At 24.0% G+C, this 16331-nt stretch carries 19 protein-coding genes; 7 read left to right on the top strand and 12 right to left on the bottom strand.

Going from position 1 to position 16331, the window contains the following annotated elements:
- Nucleotides 1–39: 39 nt before the first annotated feature.
- From ACQH26_RS03955 to ACQH26_RS03970, 4 genes are all read left to right on the top strand, one after another.
- Entirely contained in the window at nucleotides 40–528 is a 489-nt protein-coding gene (locus ACQH26_RS03955) for an IS630 family transposase (protein ID WP_425382907.1), read from the top strand.
- A gap of 194 nt (nucleotides 529–722) precedes the next feature.
- Nucleotides 723–5072: a PolC-type DNA polymerase III gene (locus ACQH26_RS03960; protein ID WP_425382908.1), complete on the top strand. Its 4350-nt coding sequence runs from the start codon at nucleotides 723–725 to the stop codon at nucleotides 5070–5072.
- Nucleotides 5073–5158: 86 nt separating this feature from the next.
- Nucleotides 5159–5920 carry a Pr6Pr family membrane protein gene (locus ACQH26_RS03965; protein ID WP_425382909.1) on the top strand — a complete coding sequence of 254 codons (762 nt, stop codon included), beginning with the start codon at nucleotides 5159–5161 and terminating at the stop codon, nucleotides 5918–5920.
- Nucleotides 5921–6003: 83 nt separating this feature from the next.
- Entirely contained in the window at nucleotides 6004–6843 is an 840-nt protein-coding gene (locus ACQH26_RS03970) for a class II fructose-bisphosphate aldolase (protein ID WP_425382910.1), read from the top strand.
- A gap of 171 nt (nucleotides 6844–7014) precedes the next feature.
- Here ACQH26_RS03970 and ACQH26_RS03975 read toward each other — a convergent pair whose 3' ends face one another.
- The 10 genes from ACQH26_RS03975 to ACQH26_RS04020 form a co-directional block, all read right to left on the bottom strand.
- On the bottom strand, nucleotides 7015–8136 hold the full coding sequence (locus ACQH26_RS03975) for a site-2 protease family protein (RefSeq protein WP_425382911.1): 1122 nt from the start codon (nucleotides 8134–8136) through the stop codon (nucleotides 7015–7017).
- A 24-nt stretch (nucleotides 8137–8160) separates the two neighbouring features.
- The gene (locus tag ACQH26_RS03980) at nucleotides 8161–9174 is read right to left on the bottom strand and encodes a phosphatidate cytidylyltransferase (RefSeq protein WP_425382912.1); all 1014 of its coding nucleotides are present in this window, start codon (nucleotides 9172–9174) and stop codon (nucleotides 8161–8163) included.
- A 34-nt stretch (nucleotides 9175–9208) separates the two neighbouring features.
- Nucleotides 9209–9751 carry a ribosome-recycling factor gene (locus tag ACQH26_RS03985; protein ID WP_338960208.1) on the bottom strand — a complete coding sequence of 181 codons (543 nt, stop codon included), beginning with the start codon at nucleotides 9749–9751 and terminating at the stop codon, nucleotides 9209–9211.
- Between the two features lie 136 nt (nucleotides 9752–9887).
- Complete coding sequence (locus ACQH26_RS03990) at nucleotides 9888–10136, bottom strand: hypothetical protein (protein WP_252319735.1); 249 nt, start codon at nucleotides 10134–10136, stop codon at nucleotides 9888–9890.
- Nucleotides 10137–10429: 293 nt separating this feature from the next.
- A complete protein-coding gene (locus ACQH26_RS03995) occupies nucleotides 10430–10918 on the bottom strand; it encodes an IS630 family transposase (RefSeq protein ID WP_425382140.1) in 489 nt (162 codons plus the stop codon).
- A 40-nt stretch (nucleotides 10919–10958) separates the two neighbouring features.
- The gene (locus ACQH26_RS04000) at nucleotides 10959–11156 is read right to left on the bottom strand and encodes a hypothetical protein (protein ID WP_425382576.1); all 198 of its coding nucleotides are present in this window, start codon (nucleotides 11154–11156) and stop codon (nucleotides 10959–10961) included.
- 48 nt (nucleotides 11157–11204) lie between these two features.
- Nucleotides 11205–11699, bottom strand: a complete 495-nt coding sequence (locus ACQH26_RS04005; RefSeq protein ID WP_425381872.1) for a transposase family protein — start codon at nucleotides 11697–11699, stop codon at nucleotides 11205–11207.
- A 4-nt stretch (nucleotides 11700–11703) separates the two neighbouring features.
- The gene (locus ACQH26_RS04010) at nucleotides 11704–12051 is read right to left on the bottom strand and encodes a transposase family protein (protein ID WP_425381897.1); all 348 of its coding nucleotides are present in this window, start codon (nucleotides 12049–12051) and stop codon (nucleotides 11704–11706) included.
- Nucleotides 12052–12128: 77 nt separating this feature from the next.
- Nucleotides 12129–12251, bottom strand: coding sequence for an IS630 transposase-related protein (locus tag ACQH26_RS04015; RefSeq protein ID WP_353306524.1), 123 nt, complete (start codon nucleotides 12249–12251; stop codon nucleotides 12129–12131).
- 113 nt (nucleotides 12252–12364) lie between these two features.
- The gene (locus ACQH26_RS04020; protein WP_425382913.1) at nucleotides 12365–12955 is read right to left on the bottom strand and encodes a hypothetical protein; all 591 of its coding nucleotides are present in this window, start codon (nucleotides 12953–12955) and stop codon (nucleotides 12365–12367) included.
- 5 nt (nucleotides 12956–12960) lie between these two features.
- On the opposite strand from ACQH26_RS04020, the gene ACQH26_RS04025 reads away from it, so the two are divergent.
- Nucleotides 12961–13833, top strand: coding sequence for a hypothetical protein (locus ACQH26_RS04025; RefSeq protein ID WP_425382914.1), 873 nt, complete (start codon nucleotides 12961–12963; stop codon nucleotides 13831–13833).
- On the opposite strand, the gene ACQH26_RS04030 is transcribed toward ACQH26_RS04025, so the two are convergent.
- Nucleotides 13807–14301 carry a transposase family protein gene (locus tag ACQH26_RS04030; protein WP_425381872.1) on the bottom strand — a complete coding sequence of 165 codons (495 nt, stop codon included), beginning with the start codon at nucleotides 14299–14301 and terminating at the stop codon, nucleotides 13807–13809. The genes ACQH26_RS04025 and ACQH26_RS04030 overlap by 27 nt on opposite strands.
- A gap of 4 nt (nucleotides 14302–14305) precedes the next feature.
- The gene (locus ACQH26_RS04035; RefSeq protein WP_425381897.1) at nucleotides 14306–14653 is read right to left on the bottom strand and encodes a transposase family protein; all 348 of its coding nucleotides are present in this window, start codon (nucleotides 14651–14653) and stop codon (nucleotides 14306–14308) included.
- 82 nt (nucleotides 14654–14735) lie between these two features.
- Here ACQH26_RS04035 and ACQH26_RS04040 point away from each other — a divergent pair, with 82 nt between their 5' ends.
- Both ACQH26_RS04040 and ACQH26_RS04045 read left to right on the top strand, forming a co-directional pair.
- Complete coding sequence (locus tag ACQH26_RS04040) at nucleotides 14736–15902, top strand: alanine--tRNA ligase-related protein (protein WP_425383077.1); 1167 nt, start codon at nucleotides 14736–14738, stop codon at nucleotides 15900–15902.
- Between the two features lie 77 nt (nucleotides 15903–15979).
- Nucleotides 15980–16327 carry a transposase family protein gene (locus ACQH26_RS04045; RefSeq protein ID WP_425381897.1) on the top strand — a complete coding sequence of 116 codons (348 nt, stop codon included), beginning with the start codon at nucleotides 15980–15982 and terminating at the stop codon, nucleotides 16325–16327.
- Nucleotides 16328–16331: the final 4 nt, after the last annotated feature.

Here is a 16331-nt window from a genome sequence, read left to right on the forward strand (position 1 = left end):
AATAAACAAGAAGATTTTTTAAAAAAAATAGCTAAAATAATGAATGAAGATTTAGTATATATTGATGAATCTGGAATTGATGATAATGAATTTTATAAATATGGTTGATCTGAAAAAGGTAAAAGATTATTTGATAATAAACCCGCATATAAAATAAAGAGAATGAGTATAATTGGTTCACTAAATAAAGGTAAATTAAAAGCCTTATGAGCATTTGAAGGACATTGCAATAGTAAAATTTTTGAATCATATGTTAAAAATAAACTAATTCCAGTATTAAAGCGTGGACAAATTATAGTTTTAGATAATGCAACGTTTCATAAATCTAAATTAACACAACAATTAATTGAAAATGCTGGATGCAAACTATTATTTCTTCCGCCATATTCTCCTAATTTAAATCCAATTGAACATTTTTGATTTGCTATAAAACATAATATAAGAAAAATATTACCAAATTATTGACCAAATATTAAAAAAGCTATTGATTTTGTTTTTCAAGATATGAGTAATCATTACTTTAGTTAGCTATAATTAAATTATTTTGTTTTTATTTTTTTATAACTAAAATTTCATACTTTTTTTATATAAGAATAAGAATTTTAATTAAGTTATAATTAAAATATGAAATTTGATTAAACATTAGAATAATGATTTAATATATTTTAATTAAAATATAGTTATTATTGTTAATTTTTTAGTATTAAGAGAGGGAAAAATATATGAACCAAGATTTGCAAAAACTTTTCCATGAAATGGATTTTAATGATGTTAATAATGAATTTAATCATGCCACTATTAAAAAAGTACAATATTTTCATCATAATCAACAAGTAATAATTACCATCAACTTACCTAATTTTCTAACAACTACTACTTTAAAAAGTTTTGAACAACATTTTGAAAAATTACCTGTTTCGAATATTAGTGTCGATTTTAATGTTTCTCTTACTGCTGATGAATCAACTGTATTAACATATTTTCATTATATTAAAACTCATAAATTGCAACTATTAGCTGGCATTTATTATTCTTTACCCGACTCAGCAATTAATTATAAAAATAATATTATTACCATTACTATTCATAATAGTATTGAAGAGAAATTGATAACTAATGAATTTTTACAATTTATTAATTACTTTCAACAATATGGTTTTAAAAAAATTCAATTAAAAACTAAAATAAATAAAGCAGAGCAACCATTTATTAGTTATGAAAATGAATCTAAAACAGAAATTAGCAAAATTATCAACAATTTAAAAACTAAAATTACTAAAAATAATGTAAGTAAAAATTTTAGTACCACTACTTATCGCAAAAAAACAAAAGTTAATTTAGAAATAACAGACCCAACTCATAGCATTAAAGATATCATTGGCGACGAACCCAATATTATTATTAGTGGTAAAGTTTTTAAAATTAATAAATTTTTAACCAAAACTCAAAAATGATTTTATTCATTTTGAATTACTGATTATAGTGATGCAATTACTTGCAAAGCATTTATTAATAGCGATCAACCAGATGAAAAATTTGATAATATTAAAGTTGATGATTGAATAAAAATTAATGCTAATAGTCGTTATGATAATTATAGTAAAGAACAAGTACTATGAATTGATGATTTAATTATTGATTTAAATAATAAAAATGCTAACAATAATGATGATGCTAAAACTAAAAGAATTGAATTTCATACTCATACTAAAATGAGTGCTATGGATGGTATTACTTCAGCAAGTGATTATATCAATCAAGTAGCTAAATGAGAACACCAAGCAATTGGTTTTACTGATCACTTAAATGTACAAGCATACCCAGATATTGCTAATGCTGCTAAAAAACATCCAAACTTAAAAGTAATGTATGGTGTTGAAATGGATTTAATCCCCAATAATATTAGTATTACTAAAAATAATATTAATACATCATTATTAGATTTAGAATACATTGTTCTTGACTTAGAAACAACTGGTTTATCAACCAATTACCACGAAATTATTGAATTTGGTTATACAATTGTTAAAGACAATATGATTTTAAAACAAGATACAATTTTAATTAAACCAAATAATCCCGTACCTGAACATATTACTGAACTTACTAGTATTACCAATGTTATGCTAAAAGATAAACAAACATTACAACAAATATTGCCAACAATTATTGAAATAATTGGCAATAAAACAATAGTTGCTCATAATGCTAACTTTGACTTTGGTTTTTTACAAGCAGCAATGAAACAATTGGATTTCATGCCTTTAAATAATCCTGTCATTGATACTTTGCAATTATCTAGAGCAATTCTACCACAACTAAAATATTATCGATTAGGTACTATTTGTCGTACTTATGGCATTAAATATGATGATGAAATTGCTCACCGTGCTGATTATGATGCTAATGTATTAGCACAAGTATTTTTAAAAATGTTACAACAATTAAAAACAGAATTTAATTGTATTAATTTACAAGAAATTAATAACTTAATTAATGAACAAATTAATTATAAACTTCGTGGTGAACATATTACTATTTTTGCAAAAAATCAATTAGGTTTAAAAGATTTATATCAATTAGTTTCACTATCTCATACAAAGTATTTTTATAAAACACCAAAAATCATATCAGAAGCAATTAATGAAAATAGAAAAGAATTATTAATTGGCAGTAGTTGTATAAATGGTGCTGTTTTTGAAACAGCATTAAATAAAAGTGAAGAAGAACTAATTAAAATAATGAAATGATTTGATTTTATTGAAATCCAACCACCTGCTGTTTATAAACATTTAATACAGTTGGGAAATATTACTAAAGAACAATTACATGATACTATTAAAAAAATTATTAATAATGCTCTTAAATTAAATAAATTAGTAATTGCTACTAGCGATGCCCACTATTTACATCCCCATGAAAAAATGTATCGTGATGTTATTATTAATAGCAAAGCAATTGGTGGTTTATTGCACCCATTATTTGATCGTAAAGGTAAAGTTACATCATATCCCGATCAACATTTAAGAACTACTAATCAAATGCTAACAGAATTTAGTTTTTTAGATGACCCTAATTTAATTAATGATATTGTTATTAATAATCCCTTGCAATTAGCTAAACAATTTGAAATGATTAAACCAATCAAAGATGGCTTATTTACACCAAGTATTGTTAATGTTGATACTAAATTACGTAATCTTTGTTATGAACAAGCATGAAATCGTTACGGTAATCCATTACCAACATATGTAGAAAAACGTTTAACTCGTGAATTAGATGCAATTATTACTCATGGTTTTGCTGTTGTTTATTGAATAGCACACAAATTAGTAGAAAAATCTTTACAAGATGGTTATCTTGTTGGTAGTCGTGGCTCAGTTGGTTCATCTTTAGTAGCTACTTTTGCTAACATTACTGAGGTTAACCCACTACAACCACACTATTTATGTCCACAATGTAAAACTAGTAAATTTATTAGTAATGGTTCTTATAAATGTGGTTATGATTTACCAAAAAAAATGTGTTCACAATGCAATATTGATTTAATTACTGATGGTCATGATATTCCTTTTGAAACATTCTTAGGATTTGATGGTGATAAAACACCTGATATTGATTTAAACTTTTCTGGTGAATATCAAAATAAAGCTCATGATTTTACTAAAGAAATGTTTGGTGAAGAAAATGTTTTTCGTGCTGGAACAATTTCAACAATTGCCAATAAAACAGCTTATGGTTATGTTAAAGCTTATGCAGAAAAAATTGGTCAATCAGATATGCGTGCAGCAAAACTAGAGTTACTAAGTCAAGGATGTGTTGGTATTAAAAGAACAACTGGTCAACATCCTGGTGGTATTATTGTTGTACCAAAAGAATATAATATTAACGATTTTACACCAATTAATTTTCCAGCTGATGATACTAGCTCTACATGAAAAACTACCCACTTTGATTTTAATGCCATTCATGATAATTTATTAAAATTAGATATTCTAGGTCACGTTGATCCAACAGCATTAAAAATGTTAGAAAATTTAACTGGTATTGATCCAAAAACAATTCCTAATCAAGATGAAAAAGTTTTATCATTATTTTCTAATTTAAGTGCCTTAAATATTACTAGTGATGATTTACTTGGCGAAAAAACAGGAGCAATTGGTATCCCTGAATTTGGTACTGGTTTTGTTCGTAAAATGTTAAGTGATACATTACCTACTTCATTTTCTGAATTAGTACAAATATCTGGTTTATCACATGGTACTGACGTTTGATTAAATAATGCTGATGAATTAATTTCACAACAAGGTTTAAAACTAAAAGATGTAATTGGTTGTCGTGATGATATTATGACTTATTTAGTATATCAAGGCTTACCAGCAAAAATTGCTTTTAATATTATGGAAGATGTCCGTAAAGGAAAAGGCATTAAACAAGAATATGAAAAGTTAATGCAAGAAAAGAAAGTTCCTAATTGATACATTCAATCTTGCAAAAAAATTAAATATATGTTTCCTAAAGCACACGCTACTGCTTATGTATTAATGGCATGAAGAGTAGCTTGATTTAAAGTTTATTATCCACATGAATATTATGCTACTTATTTTACAACAAGATGCGAAATTTTTGATATTAAAACTATGTTACAAGGTATTGGTGCTATTACTAATAAATTAAAAGATATTAATAACAGATTAAGAAAAAATGATGGTCAAAAAAATACAGTTACTACTAAAGAAAAAGATTTAATCCCATTATTAGAAGTAGCATTAGAAATGAATGCTAGAAATATTAAATTTAGCAATATTAGTTTAGAACATTCTGATGCTAAACTTTTTCAAGTTAAAATAATAAATGATGAAAAACAAATTTTACCACCATTTATTACTTTAGATGGATTGGGTGAAATTGTGGCTAATTCAATTGTTAAAGCAAGGAGTGAACAAGCAATTACTTCAAAAAATGATTTACAACTACGAACTAATATTACTAAAACTAATTATCAACTATTAAATGAGTTAGGAGTATTAGAACATTTAGAAGAAAATACACAATTAATGTTAGAATTATAATACAAAGAAAAAAGAAAAGATGTGGGATTATTATGTATAAATTAAGTAACAAAGCCAACTTTTATATACGTTTATCTGCATTAATAATGATAATTTTATTTTTAATTATTGATTTAATTAGTGCAATATATTATCCAATGGAAAAATTTGAACATTTAGGATATGGTGAACGAGTAAGTAAATACTATGCTTTTTTTACTACTGAGAGTAATTATATGGTTGTTATTTATTTTTGTGTTTATTTATTTGATTCTTATTTTCGTGGTACTAAACCAAGTTTTCAAACTCGATTAGCAGTAACTGTTTATATTACTATTACGATGTTAGTATTTTGAATAGGTATTGTCACTGCTGAGCAAGATCCAAAACAATATAGTGCTTATAATTGAATTGCAACATTAATTTTACACTTATTAATGCCAATAATTATGATTACTAGCTTTATTGTTACGTCAGGTCATCAATATATTAATATGAAACAACAACATAAAATATATTTATGATTAATTGTTATTTATCCAGCAATTTATTGTATTGTTATTCTAATTAGAGGTCATTTACGTTATTTAGATTTTATAAAAACTGGTCATCCACCAAGAGATACATGATATCCATATTTTTTCTTTGATTATTCAAATGGAGAATATGGATGATTAATCGCTGCTAGTGCCGTTGTTTTTGTTTTTGGTTTAGTTTTCAGTTTACAATATTTTTATATTTGAATTAATAACTTAATGTTCAAACGTTATCAAACTTCTGAACATCGTTTATATGATTTTTATCAAAAAATATTACGTCAACTTAATAAAAAAAAGAAAAGCAAAATTAAAAAGAAAAGAAAAAAGTAAAAATTTAAAACATATCTTATATTCCTTACATGATAAATATTATTGATATAATTAAATAAAAAAGAAAAGTTAGGTGATTGTAATTGAAAATTAACTTGAAAACAATGTTAAAACATGCACAAATTAACAAATACGCAATCCCAAGTTTTAACTTTGATAATTTAGAAATGTTAATTGCAATTACTAATGCAGCCGAAAAACAAAAAGCACCAATATGTTTAATGATAACACCTAACACTATTAATTGTATTGATTTAAAATATGTACTTGCTATTATTAATAATGTTATTAATCATGCAAAAGTACCAATTTTTTTACAACTAGACCACTGTCTTGATCCACACTTTATTAAAACTAAAATTACATCTGATTTTAGTTCAGTTATGTTAAATTACAGTAACTATCCAATTAAAGAAAATATTGAAAAAACCAAAGATATTGTTCATTTTGCTGCTCCTTTGGGTATTATTGTTGAATCAGAGATTTTTTACAATAATACAAAAGGAGATATTACTAATGATATTAATTTAATTGAACAAGCAATATTATTTAGAAATAAAACTAATATTAATGGTCTTGTATTTACTGCTATCAATAGTCATCATCAAGATAATAGACAAGATTTAAAAATTTCTCTAATTAAAGAAATTGCTATTAAAATGCCTGAAATTTTTTTAGTATTACATGATAATATTACTATTAATGATGAACAATTAACTCTAGCAATTAAAGCTGGTATTACTAAAGTTAATATTAGTAGTGATTTAAGAAAGATTTACGTTGAAAGTCTAAAAAAAAGTTTGCAAACTAATTCTAATTTGTCTAATCTTAATACATTAACAGAAAATGCAATGATAGATATTCAGAAATTTGTTGAAGAAAAAATAATTCTCTTAGGAGCAAATAATCGATATAAATTTTAGTTTTTATACTTATAAAGTATATTTCAAAATAAAATAAAAAGTGAAGAATATTGTTCACTTAAAATAGTAACTATTTTTTTTAAAATATAAATAATTAAGAAAATTGCTCAAAACTTTTTCATTCAAATTTATTATCCTATTTATAATAGGATTTTATTTTAAAGTAAATAATTAAAAAAATATATCTTTAATAGTAATAGCAATAAAGATAACTAAAAATAATATAGTTCCAGCAATAGTAACAATAATTTTATATTTTTCATTTAATTTTTTTCTTGTTACTGCTTCAACTGCATTTTCAACAAATTTATAACCATCCAATGGCGGAATTGGTAACATATTTAATAAAAATAAATTAGATGATAATAATGCTGCTCAACGAAAATATGTACTTGCTGCTTGTGTTGATGATAAATCAGGATTTAAAAAACTATTAGTTGATTTAACAATACCAACAGGTCCTGATAAATTTTGTCAATGAAAAGTAACTAATTGTCCCAATGCTTGTAAAAGACTGTAACTATCTTTAAAAGTATCAATGATACCATTACTAATAACTTGCCCTGCATTTAAATAATAACTACCTTGACTAACACCAATGAATAGTACCCCTTTTTGTTCTACTGGTTTAAAAGTAACAGTTTTATTTTCTTTATTATCAAAAGTAATTTCGTAATCAGCAATAACTGTACCATTAGTAGTCTTTTTATTATATTTACTTAATCATACTTGTAAATCATAATATGATTTAATTGATTGTTTAGATTCAATATCACCAGTATTATAAATACTAGTAATAGCATCAGTATCTAAAATTTTAAAAGTTGGATTATGTTCATTATATTCTTTAACTGCTTCATATAATGGTCCTGTTGTTGCATAAGTTGGTGGCAAGTTAGGATCATATTTATGTGGATAAATTCCATATCCAATCATTAATAAAATAAAAGCTAATAATAGATTCATTAGTGCACCTGCACTAATGAAAGTTGCTTTTTTACCACGTTGCAAGTTTTCCATCATTCGTTTACTATCAATTACTTCATCTTCTCGTCCTTTAGGAGCATCAGCAATTTCTGAAGCAATAGAAACATAACCACCCAATGGTAATAGTCTTAAAGTATAACGTGTTTCTTTTTTACCTCACTGCAAAAGTTTTGGTCCCATACCAATAGCAAATTCATATACATATGCTCCTGATAATTTAGCAATTACAAAATGAGCAAATTCATGCAAGGTAATTAAAAATAATATTGTAAATAAACCAATTAAAATGGCTAAAAATATATACATAACTTCATCCTTAAATTTTATATATTAAGCAATAGCTGCTAGAGTAATTAGAGAACCAAAAATAACTACTGTTGAAAATGAATCTAAACGATCTAATAATCCTCCATGTCCAGGTAGAATATTTGAAAAATCCTTAACATGATAATTACGTTTCAAATAAGAAAATAATAAATCACCCATTTGACTAACAATTGAAAGAATAAAACTAGTAGCAAGATAAGCAATATAGATTGGTACTTTACTATTAACTTCTAAAAAAGGTAATGGATTATAATTACTTGTTTCTAAAAAAACAGTTACTGTTATCATACTTAAAATAATTGCTGTTATTAAACCAGTAATAGCACCTTCTCAAGTTTTATTTGGTGATACACTTGGTGCCATTTTTGTTTTACCATAAATTATACCGCCAATAAAAGCACCAACATCATTAGACATAACAATAATGAATAAAAATAATAATGTTGGTCATCCTAGTTTTGAAAGTTTAATTTCTGATAACATTAAAAAATTAACAACCTTAACAACAAATACTAAATAAATAATTCAAGTAAAAATAAAAACAACATCACTTAATTGAAAATTTTTACTTCGTCAAGTAATTAAAAGAAAAATACAAATGAAAAATAATAAAGTTAATAAAGTCATTCAAGTTTCAAATCAATAATGATTATAAATATATGGGCCAAAAGTTTCCTTACCAAGTGGAACTCATAAAAGTATGACTCCTGTTAAAATTATAAAAATTTTAAGTACAAATGATCAATTTGATTGTTTTCTTAAATTAATAATTTCTCATAAACAACCAACTAAAATTAAAGTATTAATTATCATAAATGTATAGGCTGATCACTGTGGTTTATTACCAAAAATTGGTTCTAAATAAACTGCCCCAATAAACATTCATAATACGCCACAAGCAATTAACATAAAACTTGTAAGAATACGATTTCGATAGGTTCTAAAAAAATTACTAAGTTTTGCAAAAAAAGAAACTTTAGATTTTATATTTTCTTTATTTATTATCTTTTTTTTCACAATATTTAACCCCTAACTATTTATTGCTTTATTGCTAAATTTTCATTAAATCGGCTTTTTTATTGTTTTCTATTAATACAAGTTCTTTAATTTTACTATCAGTTAAATCTTGAATTGTAGTTTCTGCATGCTTTTCTTGATCTTCTGGTAATTTTATTTTTTTCAGATTTTGAACAGCATCACGTCGACAATTACGAATTTTAACTTTATATTCTTCAGTTTTTTTACTCAAATCTTTAACTAAAGATTTACGAACGTCTTCTGTTAATTGCGGGAAAATTAAACGTATATTCTCTGCTTCGCTTTTAATTTGTAATTTCAAATCAGCTTTTGTAACAGCTTCTGTAATGTCTTTAATTAAACTACGATCATATGGTTTAATTAATAATTGATGTGCTTCTGCTACTTTAACTTGCGCAATATTACTTAAACTATCAACACCACCATAACATTTAACATTAACTCCTTCTAAGATATTAGGATTAGCTCTTCCGGTGCGAATTTTGTTAATTTCATTTTTATAACGTAAAATTATTTCATTCATCAGATTTGTGGCTTCTAAAATAATAACTTCCATATTTGTTTTCCTCCTAGTTAATAATTTTAAGTTGTTTTTAAATCAAACTATAAAAATTATATAATAATTTTTATTAAAACCAATGGAAAACTATTTAAAAAAATAAAAAACATCATTAATTAATGATGTTTTTTTATTAATATCTTTGGATTTTATTTTCATCATTGTTTAAATCAACTAATATAAAAATACCACCAATAATACCTAATGCAGCACCAAAGATAATTCCTAATATTGCTAAAGCAATTTTTTGATCAGTAGTCGCTTCACCTTTACTTACTTTTTTGTATAAAATAAAACCGGGTATTGTTCATAATAAAGGAATTATAAATATTGATTCTAAAATAAAAACAATAAATATTAATATACTTCCTGCTTTTAACATATTTTTTCTCTTTCTTTAATTTTTATAATTAATAATATCACTTAATAAAATTGAAAGATACAATTGTGTCTTCATTTAAAGTTTAGTTTTTTAACTTATCAATGTTATAACTTTAATTTCTTCTGATTTCAAATTTCTAATTATTAATAATTTTCATTTGTATTAATAGTAACAAAAAAATATGATAATTAACAATAACTGTCATTATATTTTTTAAAATATTTAATGATTTAAACAGTTGGTGGTATACCACAATCTATTCTAGGTAAAAAATGAACACCACCAAAATATAGCTAACTAAAGTAATGTTTACTCATATCTTGAAAAACAAAATCAATCGCTTTTTTAATATTTGGTCAATAATTTGGTAATATTTTTCTTATATTATGTTTTATAGCAAATCAAAAATGTTCAATTGGATTTAAATTAGGAGAATATGGCGGAAGAAATAATAGTTTGCATCCAGCATTTTCAATTAATTGTTGTGTTAATTTAGATTTATGAAACGTTGCATTATCTAAAACTATAATTTGTCCACGCTTTAATACTGGAATTAGTTTATTTTTAACATATGATTCAAAAATTTTACTATTGCAATGTTCTTCAAATGCTCATAAGGCTTTTAATTTACCTTTATTTAGTGAACCAATTATACTCATTCTCTTTATTTTATATGCGGGTTTATTATCAAATAATCTTTTACCTTTTTCAGATCAACCATATTTATAAAATTCATTATCATCAATTCCAGATTCATCAATATATACTAAATCTTCATTCATTATTTTAGCTATTTCTTTTAAAAAATCTTCTTGTTTATTTTTATCTCTTTGTTCATATAGAAAAGTTTTTTTTATATGTATAATTTAGTTTTTTAAAATAGTTATAAACTGTTTCTTTAGTCATATTTCCAAATTTATCAATTACTTTTTGAACTGTAACATCTTTATTTTCTGCTAAATAATTTTTTAATTCATCTAAATCCTTTATTTTGTGGCTATGTCCTTTTTGATAATTCAAAATTGGTTTTATATGCCCAGTTTCTTTTTTTCTTTTTCTTCATAAGACTTACTGCATAACGTTTTTAAGTTTTAATGATAAATTATAAAATCCTGCAATTAAATTAAATCTTAAAAATATTCGTTTTCTACCTTTTCTAAATTTATAACCAATAATTTTAAAACATTTTAAAAATGCAAAAACATGTTCAATTTTTCTGCGAGTTTTATTAATAATCTTATTAAAAATTTTAATTTTACTTGTTTTAGGATTATTTTTACTAGTTTTAATGGGTAAAAATGTATTACTATGAATTTTTTGTAAACCTTGATAACCTTTATCTGCAAGAATTACAGTTTCTGACAAAAATTCTAACTTTGAATTTTTAAAAGTTTTAAAATCATGATTTTTACCAGTATCAGGAAAAATATTTAAAATTTCATTAGTATGTGCATTAATTATGGTTTGAAACTTAACAGTATGCATTCATTTTTTGCCAGAAAATCAATCTTTTTGATTATATTTTGGTCGTTCTGTTTCTACTTCTGTTACATCAATTATCAAAATTTTATTTTTGAATTCTTCTTTTTAAAAAAATATTTTTATTTGTTAAATTATTAAACTTATTATTATTTATTAAAATGTCTTCAATTGAACGAATATTTCGTAAAGCAGTAGTATCAACCATATCATACTCAGCACCAATACTATGATATGTACGATTTTCATATAAATATCTTAAAGTCATTACTAGTCTATCTTCTATTGACATTTTATATGGCCTTCCACCAGTGGTATTTTTTAGATTTTGATGATCTAATAAAATATTTAAAATTTCATTAAAAACTAGTTTATTAATACCAACTATTTTACGAAAATATTGATCCGGTTTATCTTTTAATTCAAAATATGTCATAAAATTTATCCTTAACTATTCAAATTTTATTTTAATAATAACAAAAAAATGAAAAGTTAACTAGTTATGCAGTAAGTCTATAAAAATAAAGTCTTTCTAGTGATATTGAACACTTTACAAATTTCTTTAATTTTCATATTTTTACTTTCATAAGCTTCTATTACTTTTCTTCGTAAGTCTTCACTGTATGGTTTTGGCATAATTTAATCTTCCTAATCTATTTTAATTATTGCTGAATTGTACTTTTAAATTCAAAAACTGTTTAAATTACATATTATTATTTTACATTATTTATGAGTAAATATTACTTTAGTTAGCTATATATTGCTAAATAAACTTTTAAATTTCTAAAATTTCCTGTTACTACTGGACCATCATCAACTCTAGCATGGAACTGAGTACTAACATTTATATTCAATATTTGAACTAGAGAATCAAATTGTTTTTGTTTACTTTCTGAATTTATTACTAATTTAAAATCAGCAACAGACTCACCTTGTTTAAATCCTTGCGCAGCAGTTAATTTTAAACCATTTTTATCACTAATAAGTTCAGTAATAACTATCTTTGAAATGTTTAATCCATCATTTTTAGCAGTATTGATAGTATAAGATTTTACTACACTATCATCATCTTTGCTTATAATATCAATTTGACAAGTACCAGCAAGAACTTTAAAATCAGTTCCTGTATTATTTTCTTCAGTTTTACCCGCTTCAGTACTTGTAATTTTTGCAGATAAGGTAGTAATTTTTTTAACATCATCAGATGAATATTCTTCATTTTCACTACCACTTGTAATTCCTAATTCTTTCAAAAATGCTGCAGCATCAGCATCTTTTGCTTGATTTGGATTTCTAATTTCATTTGCGTTTAATAAACTGTTCTTAAAATTAGTCATCATAATTGTTGTGTTATCAGCCTCAATTGAATACTTCTCAAGCATTTTATACTAGAAATCAAGTTGATGAATTAATTGAACAACAAAAAGAATTTACATTATCAAAACAAATTAAATTATATGATGATTTAGTTGATGATAATGAAAATGAAATATATAGAGGTCCTGTTAGTAAATTTATTAATAAAGGTTATGTTGCAACTGATTATGATAAAGAAACTGAAACAATGATTTTAGATTGACCTGATGAAATTGGTACATTACCACCCGAAGCATTACAAAATAATCCACAAATTGGTGATTATACACATGCACCAACTTGTGATTTTTCTGCTAAACAACAAAAACGAATTACTACTAATGAAAATAATATAACTAAATTGAATGATGAATTAACCAAAACTAATGAAAATATTGATGATATTAAAAATAATTGATTTAATATTGTAACTAGTCCTTTATGAAAAAAAATGTCTTCTTTTATTCCAAGTAATGAATTTGGAAAAATATATTTAGCAATATGGGGTTACATTTATCAACCACCTAGTACTCCTACTGATAATTACATATATAGTAATAAAAAAACTATATTTAATTTAGGTGGTGAAATTCAAAGAACAACACAAAAAACTATTAAGTTAGATGAGTTAATTGTAAATGATAATGTAAAAATCCAATTATTATTTACTAAGGAATCAAATGACATTACTGTTGTTTCTAATGATATTAATTATCAATCTAGTTCTATTGCATTATATCAATATATAGGAAAAGGAATACCAACTGAATTTATAGCAGAAGAAGGTACTGAACGTGATTATTATACAAAACTAGAAACTAATAATTTATTAGACTTACTGCATAACGTTTTTAAGTTTTAATGATAAATTATAAAATCCTGCAATTAAATTAAATCTTAAAAATATTCGTTTTCTACCTTTTCTAAATTTATAACCAATAATTTTAAAACATTTTAAAAATGCAAAAACATGTTCAATTTTTCTGCGAGTTTTATTAATAATCTTATTAAAAATTTTAATTTTACTTGTTTTAGGATTATTTTTACTAGTTTTAATGGGTAAAAATGTATTACTATGAATTTTTTGTAAACCTTGATAACCTTTATCTGCAAGAATTACAGTTTCTGACAAAAATTCTAACTTTGAATTTTTAAAAGTTTTAAAATCATGATTTTTACCAGTATCAGGAAAAATATTTAAAATTTCATTAGTATGTGCATTAATTATGGTTTGAAACTTAACAGTATGCATTCATTTTTTGCCAGAAAATCAATCTTTTTGATTATATTTTGGTCGTTCTGTTTCTACTTCTGTTACATCAATTATCAAAATTTTATTTTTGAATTCTTCTTTTTAAAAAAATATTTTTATTTGTTAAATTATTAAACTTATTATTATTTATTAAAATGTCTTCAATTGAACGAATATTTCGTAAAGCAGTAGTATCAACCATATCATACTCAGCACCAATACTATGATATGTACGATTTTCATATAAATATCTTAAAGTCATTACTAGTCTATCTTCTATTGACATTTTATATGGCCTTCCACCAGTGGTATTTTTTAGATTTTGATGATCTAATAAAATATTTAAAATTTCATTAAAAACTAGTTTATTAATACCAACTATTTTACGAAAATATTGATCCGGTTTATCTTTTAATTCAAAATATGTCATAAAATTTATCCTTAACTATTCAAATTTTATTTTAATAATAACAAAAAAATGAAAAGTTAACTAGTTATGCAGTAAGTCTATTATAAAAGTTATAGGTCAACATTATCAAGAATTACATGAAAAAGTCGATTTAGTAACTAATATTATTAAAAGCGAAGAATTAAAATTTTGAACAACATTAATAACAGGAAAACAATTATTATTACAAGTTATTAGTGATAATAAAAAAGTAGATGCAACTGCGGCTTTTAAATTATTTGATACCTATGGTTATCCTATTGAATTAACATTAGAGATTGCAAATGAAGAAAATGCTACTGTTGATTTAAAAGGTTTTCAAAAGTTATTGGATAACAGTAAAGATAATACAAGAAAAGTAAGAATTAATCATCAAGCATTAACAATTCAATCTTCATTACTAACTAATTTAAAAGTTCCTTCAACCTTTGTTGGTTATGATAAAGAACAAATAAATACAAATATTGTTTTTATGTTTAAATCAGAGCATGAGGTAAAATTTTTAAAAAATGAAAAAGGTTATTTAATTTTAAATGAAACGCCTTTTTATGCAGAAAAGGGGGGGCAAGCATCTGATGATGGTATTATCAAAGGAGAAAATGGAACGGCCTCTGTTATTGATGTACAACAAGGACCACAAAAACAGCATATTCATCAAGTGGAAGTAAAAGGTGAATTAACACAAACAGAAATTGTTGAAGCACAAATTAATAGTTCACATCGTTTTTATACAAGAAAAAATCATTCAGGAACTCATTTATTACATGCTGCTTTAAGAAAATTATTGGGTTTACATGTTATGCAATCTGGAAGTTTTAATAATTATCAATATTTACGATTAGATTTTAGTCATTATCAAATGTTAACTTTAGAACAAATTATAAGTATAGAACAACAAGTAAGTAAATGAATTAAAGGTAAATATCCTTGTGAAATTATTTATTGTACATATGAAGAAGCAATCAAAATTGGAGTTTTAGCTTTTTTTGGTGAAAAATATGAAGAAAAAGTTCGAGTAATTAAGTTTGGTGATTTTTCAATTGAACTTTGTGGGGGTACTCATTGTTATAATTCACAAGAAGTAGAACAATTATTAATAACTAATGTTGAATCAAAAGGATCTGGTTCTTATCGAATTCATGCTTTAATATCATTAAAAACTATTAATGAATACTTAACACAACAAATAATGATGATTAAAGAACAAAGCAATAATTTATTTATTCAATAGACTTACTGCATAACTAGTTAACTTTTCATTTTTTTGTTATTATTAAAATAAAATTTGAATAGTTAAGGATAAATTTTATGACATATTTTGAATTAAAAGATAAACCGGATCAATATTTTCGTAAAATAGTTGGTATTAATAAACTAGTTTTTAATGAAATTTTAAATATTTTATTAGATCATCAAAATCTAAAAAATACCACTGGTGGAAGGCCATATAAAATGTCAATAGAAGATAGACTAGTAATGACTTTAAGATATTTATATGAAAATCGTACATATCATAGTATTGGTGCTGAGTATGATATGGTTGATACTACTGCTTTACGAAATATTCGTTCAATTGAAGACATTTTAATAAATAATAATAAGTTTAATAATTTAACAAATAAAAATATTTTTTTAAAAAGAAGAATTCAAAAATAAAATT

Origin of the sequence: Spiroplasma endosymbiont of Melieria omissa (genome assembly GCF_964031175.1) — a bacterium.
In the GTDB taxonomy this organism is placed as follows: domain Bacteria; phylum Bacillota_I; class Bacilli_A; order Mycoplasmatales; family VBWQ01; genus Spiroplasma_E; species Spiroplasma_E ixodetis_A.